Raw genomic sequence first — 18,873 nt, 5'->3', positions numbered from 1 at the left:
TTTATTTCCTTATATATTGTTTAATCAAACATGTGTATATTGCAAAGACTTTTGTATGTAACGCATTAATTTTCCTGCAATTGAAAAGTCGTGGGTTTTATATAATGACCTAGCGCCTACAGGGTCTTCAATTTCATTCAATAACCAACTACCGTCTTCAAGAAGTAAAAAATCTACACCGATATAATCACTATTCAGCTCACGCGCAATTGTAAGTGCCTCCTTCTCCTGCTGGGAAGACAGTAAATACTTTTCAATCGTGCCACCTTGGGAATAATTCGATTTGAATGAATCGGTACCCGTGCGTTTAACAGCCCCTACAATATCTTGGCCTACTATAAATACACGAATATCCTGAGCGCCCGATTCTATATAGGGCTGTGCAATCATTTCACGAAGCTCAAATTTCCGGAATAACTTGGCCGCCTTTACGGCAGTAGAACAGAGATAAACTTCACTACCTGCATGGCCATCAATTGTTTTAAGGACGATTGGGAATGTATGAATCTCATCAATTGAACGTATAATTGTTGTTGGTACAGCAGGGATTCCATGAATTAAAGCGAATTGATATGTCAAAAGTTTATTGTTTGCGATACGATTTACTTCTGAGCGATTGAAAATTTTCAAACCTTGAAGTTCAAGCCTTTTTGAAAGAGCTGGGTTTCGATCACGGAATAAAATAAAGTTTGCATCCTCACTCGGTTCTTCGTCACCTTCGAGAAGTTTTAACTCAATTCCGACAGTCTGCGCTTCAACGATTAGGTCATCAATGAACGAGTTATTTTTGATTGCACCCTCTTTAGAGTAATAAACAAACCCTTTCATTTTAGGTTCTCCAATATATAGGCAATCATCGAATCTGCGACGTTAATCCCGGTAACGTTGTAAATATTTCGGATATGTGAAGCTGCGTTTACTTCACAAACAAGTGGTTCTTCATTTTCACCAAATAATAAATCAACACCCGCGAACTCTGCGCCGACGGCTTGTGCTGCGCGAATTGAAAGTGATTTTTGTTCATTCGTTAATTCAATTTTTTCTGCAACACCGCCATTCGTAATATTTGCTCTGAAATCAGTTTCTGAATAGCGATACATCGCAGCGACAACTTGATCCCCTACAATATTCACTCGAATATCGCGTCCTCTGCTTGATTCTATAAATTGCTGAAAAACATAATCTATTCCACGAAGTTCAAGCACTTTTTCATAAAATGCTTCTTTCGTTTCAATTAAATAGACTTTCATGCCGAAAGATCCGCGGCCTTCCTTAATAATCATAGGTAGAGTTAATTGTTCAAGTACGCGTTCATAATATCCTGTATCCTGAATCGTAAATGAAGGATATACTTTAGGGGCAATAATTGTTTTTGGCATTGGAATTTGTTTGTGAGCTAGCTTAATATATTGTTTTGCTTTATTATCGCAAGTTTCAATAACCTCAGGATCGTTAAAAATTGGAATGCCATTATTTTTTAAATATGTCGCTAAAAGAATATCTTTATCGAGAAATATGACGAAATCTGGCGCATTTTGTAACACAATATCTAGGTTCATCAGGATTTCATAATTTTTCTTTAACTCCGCAACTATACCTGCTCTTTCTGCTGCTTCTTTAAGTAAATCAGCTTGGTCTTTAAATTTATCATTTGTTAAACTACCATTGTAAATTATCCAACAACTTTGCATAATGATTCCTCCGGTCGTGATATACTATGTCTACATCAATTTTACCATACGGAGGATGCAGATGATTCCAAAAATGAACGAATATAAAAAAAGATGGCAAATTGAAAGTGAAAATGACATAAAGCCGGGGTTAACCGCTATAAATGAAGCGCTTATTAAAATGGGTGAGCCTCAAAGTAAATTAAAAGTAATTCATGTAACTGGTACAAACGGTAAAGGATCAACAATTGCGTTTATGGAAGGAATACTTAAAGCACATGGTTTTACGACAGGCGGGTTTTCATCTCCTGCTATACACGACATACATGATCAAATACGAATTAACGGGGAAGCGATTACTGAACGAGAATTAAATCTATCGTTTAAAAAGATAAAAGAAGCTGAGTTAAATGGCTTACTGACAGATTTTGAATTACTGACTGTGGCTGCTTTCGTAACATTTGATAGAATCCAACCTGAGTTTATACTACTTGAAACAGGAATGGGTGCAAGATTTGATAGTACGAACGTAGTAATGCCAATCGTTTCCGTTATTACATCAATTTCGCTTGAACACGAAAAGTTTTTAGGAACATCAATTCAGGAAGTAGCTTATCACAAAGCGGGAATTATTAAAGAAAATATACCGATCATAACTGGTTTACTAGAAGAAGATGCATACCAAATAATTCGTTTGGAAGCTAAGAAACTAAAAAGCCCTTTTAAAAGTTTAGGTAGACAACAATTTAAAGGAGTAGAGCTTTTTAAAATAAAAGGAATAAAAATGAGAGGAGAGCACCAAGTACGAAATGCATCTATCGCAATTGAAGCGTTATTGGAAGCGGGTGTTGTACTTATTGAAAGCCGAGTGGAGAGGGCATTAAGAACTATTCAATTACCGCATCGATTTGAAGAAATTGCACCTGGTGTATTCTTAGATGGTGCACATAATCCAGCAGCAGCAAAAGTTCTAGCGAACACAATACGTACAGAGTTTCCTGGAGAAAAAGTGGATTTTGTCATTGGTATGCTAAAAGGGAAAGATATTGAAAAAACACTTGATGAACTTATGCCAGTGGCAAATTCGTTCTCTTTTATTAGCTTTGAACATCCCCAAGCTGCAAAAACTGAAGAATTGATGAGGTATTGCAAACATAATAATAAAAGCGTGACAAATGAAAGAAGTGATACTATACTACTTGTAAGTGGAGAAAATAATAAGAAGATAGTCACAGGTTCGCTCTATTTATTAGCTAATCTCATACCTACAAAAAGATAAACTTTTTGGTTCTTATATTATTTAATATTTTCTATTCACTTTATCGCATTACGTTGTTTATTTTTTTGTTTAGTGTTGGAGGGGAATAAATTATAAAGATCTTTACTAACTCTACCTGGCGCCTGTTTTATCTGTGGCTACTAATCGTTCCTATAGGTTTTTTCATAATATTTATAAATTATTCACCACAGCATATAGATTTGGCAGCTATTGCGGTTTTTAGTTTAATCGGATTCCTCAGCCTTTATTTTCCCATTATGAGAAAAGGTTCACCAATGTTCGTTGTCTTTTGGGTAACGGTACCAGCATTTTTACTATATGGTCTAGTTGTTGAAATTATCGTTATGCAAATCACGGTTCTTGGTTTCCTATTTACCTCATCGATTAATTTGAGTAAACTATATCGTTTTTTCTTTAATTCATTAACATTTTACCTCTTTTCGGTTATTGCTTCAGGCGCATTTCATCTTGTAGGAGGGGAAATTGGTTCAATCGATTTTTGGACTTTATTATTAGCTGTTTCTTGTTATCAAGTTATTCATTTAGCATCTAGTCGTCTAACTATGTGGTTGTTTTCAAAAAATACAAATGTGACACCCGATATTTTTACGAAAGATGCAATTATAAGTTTTGGCAAGGTGTTCATTCTAATACCGTTATCACTTACAGTTTACTTTTTATATTTAAATTTAGGAATTGGAGCTACATTTTTAGTTGTTATACCATTCTTCATTGTTGTCCTTCTAATTAGATTAAATAAATCTGCTGAAAAAATTAATAATGATTTGGAGTATGCAGGTATCATTGGGCATGAAATCTCTGGGAAGTTGACACCTCAAGAAGTGATTGATGAATTTATGTTACAAGTTACTGAAATGTTTGATACGGAATACGCTTATTTATTTGAGCATAATGACGGTTTGTTGGAATTAGTAAAGTCGCGTGAGTATGATAGTTTTGTAGATGTTAGTTTTCCAATACTTACAACTGGTAAGGGTATTGCTGGTAATGTTCTTTTCGAAAATAAACCGTTCATTTATTCTAAACGCGAAGAATGGGAAGAAATATCAATTGACTACACGCCTGCTGATATGCAAAGTGTACTTTGCGTGCCTATATCACGCAATCAAGAAGTTGTGGGTGTCTTATTGTTATCTTCTACAAGTAAAGATAAATTTCAAGAATATCAACTAAAAATTTTAGATTTACTATGTTCTTATTTTACAGTATCTGTTGAAAAAGCGCGGCATCTCCAAGAAGTAGTTACAAAAAGTAATAGATGTGCGCTAACTAAACTTTATAATTATGAATATATGGACGAGCAGCTTGATGTTCAAATAAATCTGTTGAAAAATGGCTTTTTCCAAGAGCTTTCTATAGTGATGTTAGATATAGATTATTTTAAAGACATAAACGATTCATACGGACATCAAAGTGGTAACGATATTTTATGTGGATTAGCAAAATTACTTGAAGCGAAATTACCTAAAGATAGTATTGTTTCTCGTTATGGTGGCGAAGAGTTTGTTTTCCTTCTTCCTGAGTTTGGAAAAGAGGAAGCAGTACTTTTTGCAGAAAGTCTTCGTTTAGAAATTGAAAACACCGAGTTTTTAATAATATCAGATTTAGGAGAAGCTAAGTCGGAAGTCTCGGTTCACATTACAGTTAGCATTGGTGTTTCTACTGGTCCAGCTGATGCTGAAGAAGGTAGTTCTTTACTTCGGAATGCAGATCGTGCGCTCTATTTATGGGCTAAACAAGAAGGACGTAACCGTGTTGCAGGTTATGTAAAATAAGGAATTAAAGGGGCGGCGAGAAATGGTAGTTACTAAAAGAAAGCAGACAATTCTTTTTTTCATTTGGATTGTCGTCCTTCCGGTATCCGTATATGTTTCGTGGAATTATCTACCTAATAAAGGCATTGAATGGTCAAATATGATTTGGCTAATTACAATTGCTTTAGTTACTATACTACTCCCTATTAAATTTAGTAAAATCAATATTTCACTAGAAAGATGGATTACATTTGTTATTTTTTTGCAATACGGTACGTTTGCTGAATTAGTATTTATTCAGATTTGCTTAATTGTATTGTTATTTACTAGTAAAAGCTCGACATCTTTTTTATTACGTTTTACCGTAAATTCTATTATTTTTTCCATAGTCTCTGTTGTTAGTGCATTCGTTTTTCACTTAGTAGGCGGGAAAATTGGTTCGTTGAATTTTTCGAGTTTACTACTTTTCTCACTTATATATGCGGCAACTTATACATTTCTCAATATTCTTTTGTTTAAAATTTATTTTAATCTAAATAAACATAAATATTCACTTTTTTCACGAAGCGCGTTGTGGGATTACTGTACAACAATAGTTATCCTTCCGTTTAGCGTGGGACTCTATTTCTTGCAAGAATTTATAGGAAATAAATCTATTATTCTTGTAGCTATTCCTTTTCTTATCCTATTGTTCGTCGCTAAAAAGTTTAATAACTCAAATGAATTAAGCGATAAATTACAGTATGCCAGTGACATTGGTCATAAGCTTGCAGATCAACTTCGTTTTGATGAAGTAATAGAGACTTTTTTAATTAAATTAAATGATGTTATTCATTATGAAAACGCTTACGTAATTGATTATGTAAGAGGTGAAAAGCTTTTTCCATTAATGGGGTATGAAAATGGTGAAATTATAAAACACTTCAGCCCATTTATTTTGGATTCCTCATTTGGAGGAGAATGTGAATGGAATTTAAATAAACTTAAAATATATAACAACAGAATTATTAATCTAAAATTAAAAAACCTACCTCATTTAAATACAACTAAAAGCGCTATGACAGTACCTATTAGACGTTTTAATAAAACGGAAGGATTTCTATTTCTTACTTCTAGCAAAAAAAATAGTTTTGAGGCGGTAGACCTTAAAATAATTGACATATTGGCAAGTTATTTTGCTATTTCATTGGAAAAGGCTAGGTATTTTGAAAATACAATGGAGAAAAGTCAACGGTGTGGATTAACAAAGTTGAATAATTTCCGATTTCTTGATGAAAAGCTAACCGAGGAAATGACTCGCTATGATGAAGGTGAAATTGACATGTTGTCTGCAATTATTATGGACATTGATCACTTTAAAAAAGTGAATGATACTTATGGACACGAAAGTGGAAACTTGATTTTAGTCGATATCGCGAAAATGTTAAAATTGTATGTGGAGCCCAACGAAACACTAGCCAGATACGGTGGCGAGGAGTTTGTTATTCTGATGCCAGGTGTATCAAAGGAAAAAGCGGTTGAACGTGCTGAATTAATACGTAGAGAAATCGAATGTACACCTTTCACAATAATTCAAGATTTATCTGATAATCGAGATCCAATCGATGTTCGGATAACCGCAAGTTTTGGAGTGGCTAGTATCCCTGATGATGCTGACAATATAAAAAAAATAATGAGGAATGCGGATCGCGCGCTTTATATTGGCGGAAAGCAAGCGGGGCGGAATAAGGTTGGTGTTTATGGGGTAAGTCATATGGAGGAGCTTGTATAAAAGACCGTGATAGGTCTTTTTTGTGCTTTTGGGCCTGTTAGTTTATATATATATAGTGACAATCCGTTAGCTATCTATGATAATAGTAGTATAGAGATATATGGGAGGTCTGTGAGATGCGACATTATTTCATGAAAAAAAATGAAAAAGGAATGACCCTCGTGGAAGTCCTCGCGGCACTAGTTTTGCTAGGAATCGTTTTTGTAGGATTTATGACCATACTCCCTCAGATGACGCTTTTTAATGAGAAGACTTTAAATAAACTTGAGACAATGAACTTGGCAAAGCAGGAATTGGCGGAACTTCGTACTATTAGTGACCTGGAAAGTGATTATGTTTTAACTAATCCTCATCCAAAACCTATTAAATATAATAGATATGTTAAAAAAGAGGATGAGTATAACCCAATAGATTATATTATTGAAGCAGATTTCTTTACTGAACCTCAATTAAATAAGGAAGATATTGAAAACCTTCACAAAGATAACCGGGTGAAATCCTTATATAAAATTCATATTAGAGTATTAAAAAATACTAAGGTTATAAGTGAAACATTCGGTTACTTGAAAGATTAATGATTTAGTAGAGGGGAAGATTGAATGTGAAGAAAAATGAATCAGGTATAACACTTGTTGAACTTTTAGCGACACTCTCCCTTCTTTCTATGGTCGTTCTTCTAATTTGGACAACGTTTTTTATTTCGGCTAAACATAATGTCACAGAGACATCCAAACTTAGATTACAGCAGGAAGCGAACTATATATTAGCTGAAATACAGAGCAAACATCGTCTTTTAGATTGCTATCAACTAGGAATTACAAATAATAATATTAAACTAATAAGTTGTGATAAAAATATTGTTTTAAATGAAGAACTTAGCTCTAACTATGAATACATAGTTGAAATATCAGGCCAAATATATCCTAAAGAACCTTATGAAAAATCAGTTGAAATTTATCCGAAAAAAGAGGACTTAAGTATAGATTTAACTATAATAAATCCGAATAAAAATAAATTGAAAGTAAATTTGAAATCTACAATAACACGATATAAATCTGTGAAATAAAAAGGGAGGGTTTTAATGATTACTACAAAAAATGAAAAAGGTTATGCAATGGTAATTGTACTAATGCTAATTGTATTCATTTCAATAGCCTCTGCTGTATTTATAAGAGCCTCAATTAGTAATGCTAAACAAGAAACTGTTGTAGATAAAAATAATTTATCTTATATGGCTGCAGAGATGGGTGTGGACTATTACAAAACAGCCTTAGAGAATGAGTATTATAGTCGAATTAAAGAATTGAAAGATGATGCTCAAAAATTAATTAATAGTCAAGATAAGGGGAAACCTACTTACATTGATATTCAAGCAACAATAGTTGCTAAACTTATAGGTATTTTGGATAATAAAATAGTGGCGTTAAACAAAGATTCTAAAAAAGATATTAATGAAACTTATCAATTTTCACTAGTGAATCCAATAAAGAAAATTATTGTGTCAGGTGACCCAGGTGTAATTAAAGTGGAGGGTCAGATACAGGGTTCAAATCTTTTGGATAGTATTAATAAAACTTTAAGTTATAGACAAACCTTTATAATACCTTCATTTGATCCTGCTAGTTTTGTAGGAGATAATGCAGGTGTAGGAACTGGAACTGGAACTACAGATTGGAGCTGGTTTAAAACTGGGGAGATTCCGTTTATAAAAAAACCATCATTAATTTGTCCGATGGATATTGTAGGTATAACATGTCTAGCTTCTGATGTTAAACAAGTTGAGAAAGCAAAGAATGCAGTTCTTTATTTCAATGGAAATGTTTCGAAAGATAATAAAGGTAATATTGGGTCGGATTTTAAAAAAAGTGAAGTCTATGTAGATGGTAATATTGAGGAATCCTTTAATGTTAATGGCGCTTCAAACATTAAATTTTTTGTGAAAGGAACATCCGTATTTCATAACTTTAAAGACTTTAAAAATAGTTCTTACATGACAATAAGTAATTTTGAAGTTAAACAACATATGGAATTAGAGAAATCCATTTTATTGATTAAAAAAAACTTAGAAGTAGGTAAGGATATAAATTTTAATTCTTCTATAATTACTATTGGAGGTAACTTAGTCAACAGTTCTAAATTAGATATAACAAATAATTCTAAAGTAGTTATTTATGGGGATTTAGAAAATAACAATAGTAAAAAAATAGCTACGATTAATAACGGTTCTAAAGTATGTGTAGGAGATAACGTTTACTTGAATAAAATTAGTGGTGATAACTCTAGCTATATTTATTATGTGCAAGGAAAATCTGCTGGATTACCGCCAAAGGATAGTCAATTAAATTATATAGCAATAAATGGAGAAAAGTTTAACAAAAATCCGGATGTTCTATTTAATAATTGTTTGGGAGATAGTTTACCTAATACTAATGAGCCTGTATGGGATACTCCTAATATTGATGTTTCTTACTAAAATATTTTTTTAAGACTTTCTATCTGAATATGACTAGTATCATTCATTATTTCATTTCATGTAATGCTATCAACACTAAAAAGTGTGCGTTCGAAAATTAACAAGTATTGATATTCTAGGATGTATCAATACTTTTATCTTATCATTGTTTTTTATGAAAAATAAATAATAAATAAAGTGATTTACTTAGTGAAAAGTGTACGTGTTCTATATTATTGGCTGGAAGGAGATAATACTTTTATGATGGTTTATATTTTTTTATTTGGTTTTGCGCTGATAGTAATTCCGATAGTTTACTGGCTTAATATTAAGTGGGAATTTGCAAGTCCGATTTTAGCAATCACAATAATCGGAGTTTTCATCTCATTTATTGGAGTTTTTATTGGCCAAAACTTCTCTTTATATTACACAATACTTGTCATGTTCGGCCTTGCTTTCGCTATTTCAGTATTACTTGATAAGCAAATAGCTAGAAAAGTAGCATCGAAAGAAAAGGAACAACACAAAATAATAGTGGAGAAGCCCCGAACTGAAAGTGAACTTGAAAAGTATGTTAAGTTAGAAGAAGCCGGAACAATTAGTATGGATGATGGAGACATGGATTATAAGGTAGAAGATGATCTGGCTAATTGGATGTCTTCTAATCAAAATGATGTCATTATGCCGAAAAAGGAGAAGATGTAGAGTGGCGAATAAAGGTTTTCTAACTATATTTATTAGTATTCTAGCAGCAACTCTATTTTTCTACGGCACATCTGCTGGTGCAGCGCTTGCGGTCAACAAAGTGTTTTATTCTAAAAATGATTTTGGAAAACAATCATACATAGGAACTGTCAATGTCTCTAATATGAAAGAGTCTAAAGTGAAGGGAGTTTTATCAACAGACTTCAATTCGTTAAGCGAAAATTTTGAAGCAGAACTTATTTTTCAAGATGTGATGGTTCAATTACCCGTTGATGCAGTTACTTTTGACATGCAGGAAACAATAGATGTTGCGGAAACTGGCAAAGAAAATGCTGTTAAAACAACTGTTTCTGAAGATTCACTCCGAACTGTTCTCAATCAGCAATTCTCACCCATTAACTTTACAGATGAAGATGTGACTGGGATAGCCTCTGGTATCGAGAAAGCGCTTGAAACAGGTATTATGCCTGTGCAAATCTATATTAGTGACTTCTTATCTGGAGCAGAATTTCTAAATACTGAAATCGCGAAGTCATCTTTGACTTTATCATCTATTAATAATGACACTACAAATATAATTCAAATGTTAAATGGGACGGAAATTAATGCGTTTTCTACTTTCTCGCTATTAGAATTTATGGAGACTAATAATTTAGGCGTCATTAATGATGAAGAACTAACTACTTTAGCATCTGTACTTTATTCAACAATTTTGAAAACAAATTTTGCCATCGATGAGCGTTATATTGGTGAGACTTTACATAAGGATATACCGATAGGTTATGAGGCAGCCATTGACAAGCATCTGGGTATAGACTTGAAGTTTACAAATGTTAATAAATCAAGCTATGTATTAAATGTTGAGATTGTTGGTCAAAGCTTAATGGTATCCTTAAATGGTCTACCCTTACTTAATTCATATGAGATATCTGTTGGTGGAATCAAAGAATTTAAGCCAAGAACGATAGAACAATATAGTGCAATGGTTACCAAAGGCAATAAGGAAATTCAGGAAGTTGGAGAAAATGGGGAAGAAGTAGTTGTAACAAAACTTGTTTTTCATGAAAATGAAGAAATTGAACGTAAAGAGATTTCAACTGACTTTTACCGACCCATTCATAGAGTAGAAATTCTTCCTCTAATAGAAGAAGAAGAACAACAATCAGCAGACAATGATTCAGATTCAAATAATAATTTAAATGAAAACTCAAGTGATAGCTCAACTAGTGGATCAAATGAAAATTCAAGTAACAATGAAAATGATAACACAAGTAGAAATAATGATTCTAATTCTGGTCAATCAAATTCTAATAGTAATAACAATGTTAACGGGAATCCGCCGAAAAAGGATCCTGTTAAGGCGGACGAAGAAGACTTGCAGTATGACAAAGGTGGAAATCTAATAAAGGGGGGAGGTAAATGACGACAACACGAAAAAGATTAGGAGATTTACTCGTCGAATCAAGCTTGATAACTGAAGAACAACTAGAAACTGCATTAAGAGATAAGCCGAATGACCAAAAACTTGGTGACACACTTCTTCAGCGCGGTTATATTACTGAACAGCAATTAATTGAAGTGCTTGAATTTCAACTAGGAATTCCTCACGTCAATTTATTTAGGTATCCTTTCGATCCGAAGCTATTTAATGTCGTGCATAAAGAATTTGCAAAAAGAAATCTTCTTGTTCCTTTGAAAGCTGAAGGAGACAAGCTTTTTGTCGCAATGTCAGACCCAATGGATTATATAACTGTTGATGATTTAAGGCTATCAACCGGTTTTCATATTGAAACGGCAATTGCTTCAAAAGATGACATCTTAAGGACAATTTCAAAATACTATGATGAAGAATTATTTGAAGAACTTTTTACTGACCAACCAGATGATAGCCGTGAAGAGCAAGACGAACTAACTGATTTAGACTCTCCAATCGTTAGACTCGTCAATCAACTTATGTCGTCTGCTGTCACACAAAAGGCAAGTGATATTCATATCGATCCTCAGGAAAGTCAAGTGGTCATTCGCTTTCGTGTGGATGGTATTTTGAAATCTGAACGCTTTTTGCCGAAACATATGCAGGCAATGATTAGTGCGCGAATTAAAATAATGGCGAATTTGGATATTACGGAAAATCGAATTCCACAAGATGGACGGATAAAGACGAACGTAGATTTCAGACCAATAGATCTCCGTGTATCGACGTTGCCGACTGTGTATGGAGAAAAAATTGTCCTTCGAATACTAGACCTTAGTAGTTCGTTGAATGATTTGATGAAGCTTGGATTTAATCGAATTAATCTTGAACGTTTTCTTGCGCAAATCAAAAAACCGAGTGGTATTGTACTTATTTCAGGGCCGACGGGTTCGGGTAAATCTTCAACTCTATACGCGGCCTTAAATCAGTTGAATTCTGAAGAAGTAAATATTATTACAGTAGAAGACCCTGTTGAATATCAACTTGAAGGGGTTAATCAAATTCAGGTGAATCCGAATGTAGGGTTAACCTTTGCTGCTGGTCTACGCTCAATCTTAAGGCAAGATCCGGATATAGTCATGGTTGGAGAAATTCGAGATAAAGAAACAGTTGAAATTGCAATTCGTGCTGCGTTAACAGGTCATCTCGTTCTAAGTACGATTCATACGAACGATTCAATTGCCTCAATAACTCGTATGCTTGATATGGGAATTGAACCATTTCTTATTACGTCATCTGTAAATGCGATTGTGGCACAACGCTTAATTAGGCGCGTTTGCCGTGACTGCGGAAAAGAATTCGCTGCAACTAAGCGTGAAATAGAGATTTTTAATAGTCGTGGCATTGAAATAGAAAAAATCGTCCGCGGCAAAGGTTGCTCTGCATGTAATATGACGGGTTATCGTGGACGTATTGCCATCCATGAAGTACTAATTTTAGATAACGAAATGCGTGAAATTATTAATAATGGCGGATCAACTTCTTTAATTCGAGAAGTAGCGGTCCGTAATAAGACAATCTTCTTAATAGATGATGGTTTATTAAAAGTAAAACAAGGAATTACAACGACTGAAGAAGTGTTGCGTGTTGCGATGTATGAGTAGGGGGTATTTGTATGAAAAACAAGATTGATGGTTTGTTAAGTTCAGCTTTCAAATTGGATGCATCAGATATCCACTTAACTGTTGGGGTGCCACCAATATTCCGCGTGTATGGGGATCTAAAGAGGTACGGAGAAATAGAAGTTGACGATGAGTTTACTGAATCCGTTGCGAAACTTACGATTCCGGGAAAGATGTACCCAGAATTTGTTGAGCGTGGTCAAATTGATTATTCTTATGAAGTTGCTGGTGCAGCTCGATTTAGGGTAAATGCTTTCCAGCAACGGGGCTCTATTTCGCTAGCATTTCGTACCATTCCCACAAAAATTCCAACCATAGATGATTTGCAATTACCAGAAACATTAAAAAAGTTAGCTGAAACTCGACAAGGTTTAATTTTGGTGACAGGTCCCACTGGTTCAGGAAAATCAACTACTTTGGCAGCAATGATAAAATATATGAATGAAACGATGCGAAAACATATCATTACCCTTGAAGATCCAATTGAGTATATGCATGCGCATGGTGCTTCGATTATCGATCAACGTGAAATAGGTTTTGACACATTATCTTTCTCTGATGGATTACGAGCAGCTTTACGACAAGATCCAGATGTAATTTTAGTTGGGGAAATGCGTGATTTGGAAACAATTTCAACAGCTATTACAGCAGCCGAAACTGGGCATCTTGTGCTTGCTACGCTACATACATGGAGTGCAGCTTCTACAATTGATAGAATCATAGATGTTTTCCCACATGGACAGCAATCGCAAATTCGTATACAACTTGCAGGAGTACTAACATCTGTTGTTTCACAGAGACTTTTCCAGACTGCTGATAAAAAAGGACGCAGAGCGGCTACAGAAATTATGATTAATAATCCTGCGATTGCGAATTTAATTCGCACGGAGAAAACGCATCAAATTTCCAATGTGATTCAAACAAATAAATCATTAGGTATGCATATGATGGCGACATCTGTTCAAAGTTTTCTGGATAAAGAAATTATTTCATACGAATCAGCAAGTCCCTTTCTCGAAGGGAATGATTAACAATGGCGCGTTTTAAATACGAAGGCCGTGATGCACAAAAGACGCGAAAAGGCTTAATTGTTGCGGTTAATAAACGGGAAGCTGCTCTTAAATTAAAAGGACAAGGCATTCGTGTTAAAAATATAACAGAGCAAGCAGAAACGACGTTAACGAAAGATATCGTTATTGGAAAACCGGTTAAAAGAGAGCATTTTATAATGTTTTTAAGGCAATTTTCAACTTTATTGCGTGCGGGCGTTACAATCTTAGATGCAATTCGTATTCTGTCACTGCAAGTTGATTCTAAAGTGTTTAAAAAAATCTTAATCAATGTGAATGATGAACTACGCGGTGGTGGATCATTATCTGCTGCATTAGCGAAGCATCCTAAAGCGTTTGAACCTTTAGTCGTGAATATGATTGCGGCAGGTGAAATTTCTGGAACAATTGATGATTCTCTTGACCGTCTTGCAGAACATTATGAGAAATCACATGCAACGAGACAAAAAGTTATATCTGCTATGTCATATCCAGCTATTGTTGGTGTACTAGCGATAGGTGTTGTCATATTTCTACTCACAACGATTGTACCGATGTTTGTAGATATGTTTGCAAGTTTTGGTGGTGAATTGCCATTGTTAACGCAGTTTGTCATGAAAGCCAGTGACTTCGCATTAAGCTATTGGTACTTACTTATACTATTTGTTCTAATAGTTATTGTCGGGATTACGATGATGCGGCGAAATAAAGAAGGTAAATTAATACTTGATACATTTTTACTTCGATTACCTATATTTGGAGACATTATGAAGAAGTCAGTACTTGCGACGATGACAAGAACATTAAGTTCGTTATTCTCGAGTTCTGTACCTATTTTACAAGCGATGACTATGACAGAAAAAGTGGTTGAAAACGAAGTCATTTCTCGTGTCCTCGCAAAATCAAGAAAATCACTGGAGCAAGGCGGTTCATTAACAGAACCCATGGACGGACATTGGGCATTTCCGCCACTAATTCCGCATATGATCGCTATTGGAGAACAAACTGGTTCTTTAGATACGATGCTGGGCAAGGTGGCTGATTTTTATGAAAAAGAAGTCGACGCTGCAACAGATCGCCTAAAAGCGCTTATCGAACCGTTAATGATAGTTTTACTTGCAGGTCTAGTAGGGACTATAGTTCTATCTATTTTAATGCCTATGTTTGAAATATTTGACAACATAGACGGAATGTAATGGTGTTTATCCTAAATTAGTAAAAAGGTCATAAATAATACGAAATAATAGTTTGATATTTTGAAATGATTAGGTATAATAGAATTGAAGGTTAGTTTTTACAAATAAAGGGAGGCAATACAAATGAAAAAAATATTACAAAACAGATTAAAAAATGAAAAGGGCTTAACGCTTGTCGAGTTACTTGCAGTTATTGTTATTTTAGGAATTATAGCAGCGATTGCAATACCGTCTATTGGGAATATTCTTGCTAACAGTAAGTACAGTGCTGCAAAAGCTGATGCGATTAATGTTTTAAATGCTGCAAATATGTATTTTATTGAAGATCCTGCAGCAGTATCTCCTGTTTTAGTTTCAAAGCTAAAGACCGATGGTTTTCTTGAAAGTGCTGGTAAAATTCTTCCTGCTGTTGAAGTAACACAAGGTCCGCCGAACACAATTACTGCTACTGTAGTTTTTTCTGGAACTAAGTCTATTACGTTTACAAATGCTACAATAGAAGCAATCAATAATGATGCTCAAAAAGGAAGTAATGCAACATTTACTGCTATAACAACCCCTTAACTTAATTACTAAATTAGAATTACTTTTTATTGTGATACAGATCAAATGCCCAAGTCTAAATTTTTTATTGCTATTATGGATTGGGCATTTGATTTTAATGTTTCTATCTATTCCTCTATTCTTACCCCAATCATTGCGATTTATTTGTATATTTCGGATTGCTACCTCAACCACATTATTGATATACTAGTAGTTTGTATATTAATACATTTTAATCAATTCAGAATAAATCTTAGGAGTTGTCACTATGTCCATTTTCTCGCGTCGAAAGCGAATCGTTTCAATGACGATTGACGATGATGCAGTTCGTTATATTGCACTAAAGTCTATTGACCCGCTCGTCATCGATATAGCGGAGGAATTTCTCCTTCCACCAAATATTGTTGTCGAAGGAAAGATTGTTGATGTAGATACAATCGTTTCGATAATGGCGGACGCAATTGAAAAATTAAAGATATTTAAACGATCTGTACGCTTCCTTGCGCCGGATCAATTCGTCATTATTCGTAAAGTTGCTTATCCTGATGACGTATTTGATGATGAGTTAAAAGGATATTTCTTTCTTGAAATTGGTTCGACGATTTATTTACCTTTTACTGATCCTGTATTTGATGTTGTACCTTATAAACCGAATTTAGAACAACATGAAGCGATTATTATCGCTTCTCAAGAAAGTATTCTTGATCAATATGAGTATGTTTTTGAAGAGGCAAAACTTGAACCTGTAGAAGCGGATATCACACCACTTGCTTTATATCGTTTAGCGCATTCCCAACATGAATTTACTGGTAAAGAACATGTCATGATTGCAGATTTAAAAGATGGTAAACTGACAGTCTCTATATTCCATGAACATTATCCGTTATTCATGCGACCTGTAGACCTTGAAAATACAGCAGATTTATCTGTTATTACGAATGCAGATAGTGATACTGTTAGTCCAAATACAATTGTCACTGAACTACAAAAACTTATTAATTTTTATCGCTATAATATGCTAAATGGAACTGCTACAATTACACATTTACTGATTAATGGAGAGTATGATTTCATGGAGGAGTTAATTACCATCGCGCAAGCAGAAATCAATATAAAAGTGAATCTATTGCTGAAAAAACCATTGCTACTTGTGACTGGTCAAGAATTACCTGCAAGGTTTAATCGGGCGATTGGACTTGCGTTGAAAGAGGTGTAGAAATGTTAGTTGATATTAACCTTTTGCCAGAAAAAGATAGGGAACGGTCTACACTTCTCATTATTGCTTTAACGATTATAGGATTAGCAATTATAATCTGGCTTGTTTTCTTTCTTTTAGCACAAAGCTATGCTAAACAAACTGCTAATCTTGAGAGTCATATTGCGAATTTAAAAGAAGATCAAACAGAAATAAAAACATCTTTACAAGTTTCAGAGTTTGCTGCTGAAAAACAGTCATTGGAGTCTACGGTTTCTTGGGCTGAAAACTTTCAGTATGATACAGTACCACTATTAACTGGACTTATTGGCTTATTACCTGATCGTGGTTTTTTTGATTCATTTGATTTTATTGCGCCTAATTCTGCTACGTTAATGGTTCAATTTAACACGACAAATGAAGCTGCTTATTATTTAACACGTTTACAGGCGGCCGATTTTATAAGTGATGTCACTCTTGAATCTGTGACAGCTGAGGATGTTAATTCTGAAGAAGTAGTTGTTCAAGACATTAATGTTGTAGAAGGTAAAAAAATACATAGGTTACCACGTTATTTAGCTGTTTATACGGTGTCCTTTTTTGATGAGCGGCTAGTTGTTGAACAAATTCCTGAGACCTCCATTGATACTGAAGAAGTCGGAAATACGACTGAGGAGGGCGAAAATAATGAGTAATTTCACAAAACGACAAAAAGAAATATTTTTAATTGTCATTGCTTCAATACTTTTAATTGCGCTAAGTAGTTATTCTTATTTTATCGTCTTCTCACCAGTTAAAACAGTAAATAATCAACAAAAATTATCTGCTGATTATGAGCGTGACATCTTGTTTGCGCTTAGAAAAGAAGTAACTACAAAAGAGAAATCAGATTCAACAAGCACATTAGGCGCGCAGCGTAAAGTACCTGTAAAACCATTAGAGGATGCAGTGTTACTTCAAATTAGTGAGGCTGAGATAAAGTCGGGGACTGTCGTAAAAGATATTAGTTTCACAAAAAATGAATTTGAAATTTTAGCCCCACTAGACAATGTTGAGAATGTTTCTGAACTATTAACAACAATAAATCTAGAAGTAAATACCTATCCTGAACTAATAAAATTTATTGATGAAATCGAGCGAATGGAACGAGTTTTTATTATTGATTCGATTAATTTCGAAGGTCCAGACGAAGTAATTGAAGCGGATGTTGAAAAAGAGCCGATTACGTTAACGGTATCATTTTCTGCTTTTTATCGTGGGGATCTTGTAAATCTTATGAATGAAGCACCGAAAGTTAACGCGCCATCTGGTTCGGACAAGTCGGATCCGTTTCCATTTAATCAAGGAAAAGAAGATGGTGGACAATAAATGACTATAGTATATGTCGTCTTATTTTTCATTTACGGTATTGTATTCGGTTCTTTTTTTAATGTTGTTGGGTTACGTATACCTAAAAAAGAATCAATCGTATCGCCGCCTTCACATTGCACGACTTGTCAACGGAAACTTGTCGTGTTAGATTTGATTCCAGTATTTTCATACCTATTTTTAAAAGGGAAATGCAGAGGTTGTAATTCGAAGATTAGTCCGATTTACCCGTTCATGGAATTTATGACAGGGGTCTTATTTGCGCTTTCTTACTTTTTGCTCGGATTTAGTTTGGAGTTAGTTGTTGCGCTTCTTTTTATGTCGCTTCTTATCATTATTACAGTATCTGATATTGCTTATATGCTAATTCCTGATAAAATACTTCTACCATTCGCGATTGTTTTATTTATCATGCGTTTGTTTTCGCCGCTATCACCGTGGTGGGATAGCCTTTTAGGGGCGGCTGTTGGTTTTGGAGTTCTTCTACTCATCGCATTTGTTTCAAAAGGTGGAATGGGTGGTGGGGATATTAAACTGTTTTTCGTACTTGGCTTAGTGTTAGGAACTGTTCAGACGTTGATGACGTTATTTCTTGCCGCTTTTATTGGTTCGATTATAGGCATCATACTATTAAAAAAGACAGGAAAAGGTCGGAAAACGCCTATTCCCTTCGGCCCATCTATTGCAATTGCCGCAGTCATTGCCTACTTCTGGGGCGTACATCTTGTCGAATGGTATGGAAGTCTGTTCATATAAGTCGATAAATTATCTTGA

18 protein-coding genes are annotated in these 18,873 nt (G+C 34.4%); 16 read left to right on the top strand and 2 right to left on the bottom strand.

From position 1 onward, the window contains the following. Nucleotides 1–24: 24 nt before the first annotated feature. Together AC3RV6_RS10300 and AC3RV6_RS10295 are read right to left on the bottom strand one after the other, a co-directional pair. Nucleotides 25–828 carry an ATP-grasp domain-containing protein gene (locus AC3RV6_RS10300; protein ID WP_489745954.1) on the bottom strand — a complete coding sequence of 268 codons (804 nt, stop codon included), beginning with the start codon at nucleotides 826–828 and terminating at the stop codon, nucleotides 25–27. Then, nucleotides 825–1,691 carry an ATP-grasp domain-containing protein gene (locus AC3RV6_RS10295; RefSeq protein WP_489745953.1) on the bottom strand — a complete coding sequence of 289 codons (867 nt, stop codon included), beginning with the start codon at nucleotides 1,689–1,691 and terminating at the stop codon, nucleotides 825–827. Before AC3RV6_RS10295 ends, AC3RV6_RS10300 begins: the two co-directional genes overlap by 4 nt. Before the next feature lie 61 nt (nucleotides 1,692–1,752). Here AC3RV6_RS10295 and AC3RV6_RS10290 point away from each other — a divergent pair, with 61 nt between their 5' ends. From AC3RV6_RS10290 to AC3RV6_RS10215, 16 genes are all read left to right on the top strand, one after another. After that, nucleotides 1,753–2,949 (top strand): bifunctional folylpolyglutamate synthase/dihydrofolate synthase, encoded by a 1,197-nt coding sequence (locus AC3RV6_RS10290; protein WP_489745952.1) that lies wholly within the window; start codon nucleotides 1,753–1,755, stop codon nucleotides 2,947–2,949. Between the two features lie 275 nt (nucleotides 2,950–3,224). Continuing rightward, nucleotides 3,225–4,745: a sensor domain-containing diguanylate cyclase gene (locus AC3RV6_RS10285; protein ID WP_489745951.1), complete on the top strand. Its 1,521-nt coding sequence runs from the start codon at nucleotides 3,225–3,227 to the stop codon at nucleotides 4,743–4,745. Between the two features lie 22 nt (nucleotides 4,746–4,767). Next, nucleotides 4,768–6,495: a sensor domain-containing diguanylate cyclase gene (locus tag AC3RV6_RS10280; RefSeq protein ID WP_489745950.1), complete on the top strand. Its 1,728-nt coding sequence runs from the start codon at nucleotides 4,768–4,770 to the stop codon at nucleotides 6,493–6,495. A 116-nt stretch (nucleotides 6,496–6,611) separates the two neighbouring features. Continuing rightward, nucleotides 6,612–7,070, top strand: coding sequence for a type IV pilus modification PilV family protein (locus AC3RV6_RS10275; protein WP_489745949.1), 459 nt, complete (start codon nucleotides 6,612–6,614; stop codon nucleotides 7,068–7,070). A gap of 26 nt (nucleotides 7,071–7,096) precedes the next feature. Continuing rightward, entirely contained in the window at nucleotides 7,097–7,561 is a 465-nt protein-coding gene (locus AC3RV6_RS10270) for a prepilin-type N-terminal cleavage/methylation domain-containing protein (protein ID WP_489745948.1), read from the top strand. Between the two features lie 15 nt (nucleotides 7,562–7,576). After that, nucleotides 7,577–8,968, top strand: a complete 1,392-nt coding sequence (locus tag AC3RV6_RS10265) for a hypothetical protein (protein WP_489745947.1) — start codon at nucleotides 7,577–7,579, stop codon at nucleotides 8,966–8,968. A gap of 240 nt (nucleotides 8,969–9,208) precedes the next feature. Then, entirely contained in the window at nucleotides 9,209–9,652 is a 444-nt protein-coding gene (locus AC3RV6_RS10260) for a hypothetical protein (protein ID WP_489745946.1), read from the top strand. 1 nt (nucleotide 9,653) lies between these two features. Next, entirely contained in the window at nucleotides 9,654–11,075 is a 1,422-nt protein-coding gene (locus tag AC3RV6_RS10255; RefSeq protein WP_489745945.1) for a VanW family protein, read from the top strand. Beyond that, nucleotides 11,072–12,730 carry a GspE/PulE family protein gene (locus tag AC3RV6_RS10250; RefSeq protein ID WP_489745944.1) on the top strand — a complete coding sequence of 553 codons (1,659 nt, stop codon included), beginning with the start codon at nucleotides 11,072–11,074 and terminating at the stop codon, nucleotides 12,728–12,730. Before AC3RV6_RS10255 ends, AC3RV6_RS10250 begins: the two co-directional genes overlap by 4 nt. An 11-nt stretch (nucleotides 12,731–12,741) precedes the next feature. Further along, nucleotides 12,742–13,779 carry a type IV pilus twitching motility protein PilT gene (locus tag AC3RV6_RS10245; protein ID WP_489745943.1) on the top strand — a complete coding sequence of 346 codons (1,038 nt, stop codon included), beginning with the start codon at nucleotides 12,742–12,744 and terminating at the stop codon, nucleotides 13,777–13,779. A 2-nt stretch (nucleotides 13,780–13,781) separates the two neighbouring features. Next, entirely contained in the window at nucleotides 13,782–14,993 is a 1,212-nt protein-coding gene (locus AC3RV6_RS10240; protein WP_489745942.1) for a type II secretion system F family protein, read from the top strand. Between the two features lie 123 nt (nucleotides 14,994–15,116). Beyond that, nucleotides 15,117–15,557, top strand: coding sequence for a prepilin-type N-terminal cleavage/methylation domain-containing protein (locus AC3RV6_RS10235; RefSeq protein ID WP_489745941.1), 441 nt, complete (start codon nucleotides 15,117–15,119; stop codon nucleotides 15,555–15,557). Between the two features lie 247 nt (nucleotides 15,558–15,804). Beyond that, nucleotides 15,805–16,752 carry a type IV pilus biogenesis protein PilM gene (pilM, locus tag AC3RV6_RS10230; RefSeq protein ID WP_489745940.1) on the top strand — a complete coding sequence of 316 codons (948 nt, stop codon included), beginning with the start codon at nucleotides 15,805–15,807 and terminating at the stop codon, nucleotides 16,750–16,752. Between the two features lie 2 nt (nucleotides 16,753–16,754). Then, the gene (locus AC3RV6_RS10225; protein WP_489745939.1) at nucleotides 16,755–17,426 is read left to right on the top strand and encodes a PilN domain-containing protein; all 672 of its coding nucleotides are present in this window, start codon (nucleotides 16,755–16,757) and stop codon (nucleotides 17,424–17,426) included. Continuing rightward, nucleotides 17,419–18,099 (top strand): LysM peptidoglycan-binding domain-containing protein, encoded by a 681-nt coding sequence (locus AC3RV6_RS10220; RefSeq protein WP_489745938.1) that lies wholly within the window; start codon nucleotides 17,419–17,421, stop codon nucleotides 18,097–18,099. Before AC3RV6_RS10225 ends, AC3RV6_RS10220 begins: the two co-directional genes overlap by 8 nt. Further along, nucleotides 18,100–18,855 (top strand): prepilin peptidase, encoded by a 756-nt coding sequence (locus AC3RV6_RS10215; protein WP_489745937.1) that lies wholly within the window; start codon nucleotides 18,100–18,102, stop codon nucleotides 18,853–18,855. The last annotated feature ends 18 nt before the right edge of the window (nucleotides 18,856–18,873 follow it).

This window comes from Sporosarcina sp. So3-204 (genome assembly GCF_058068165.1).
This window is presented reverse-complemented; position numbering and strand designations above follow the sequence as displayed.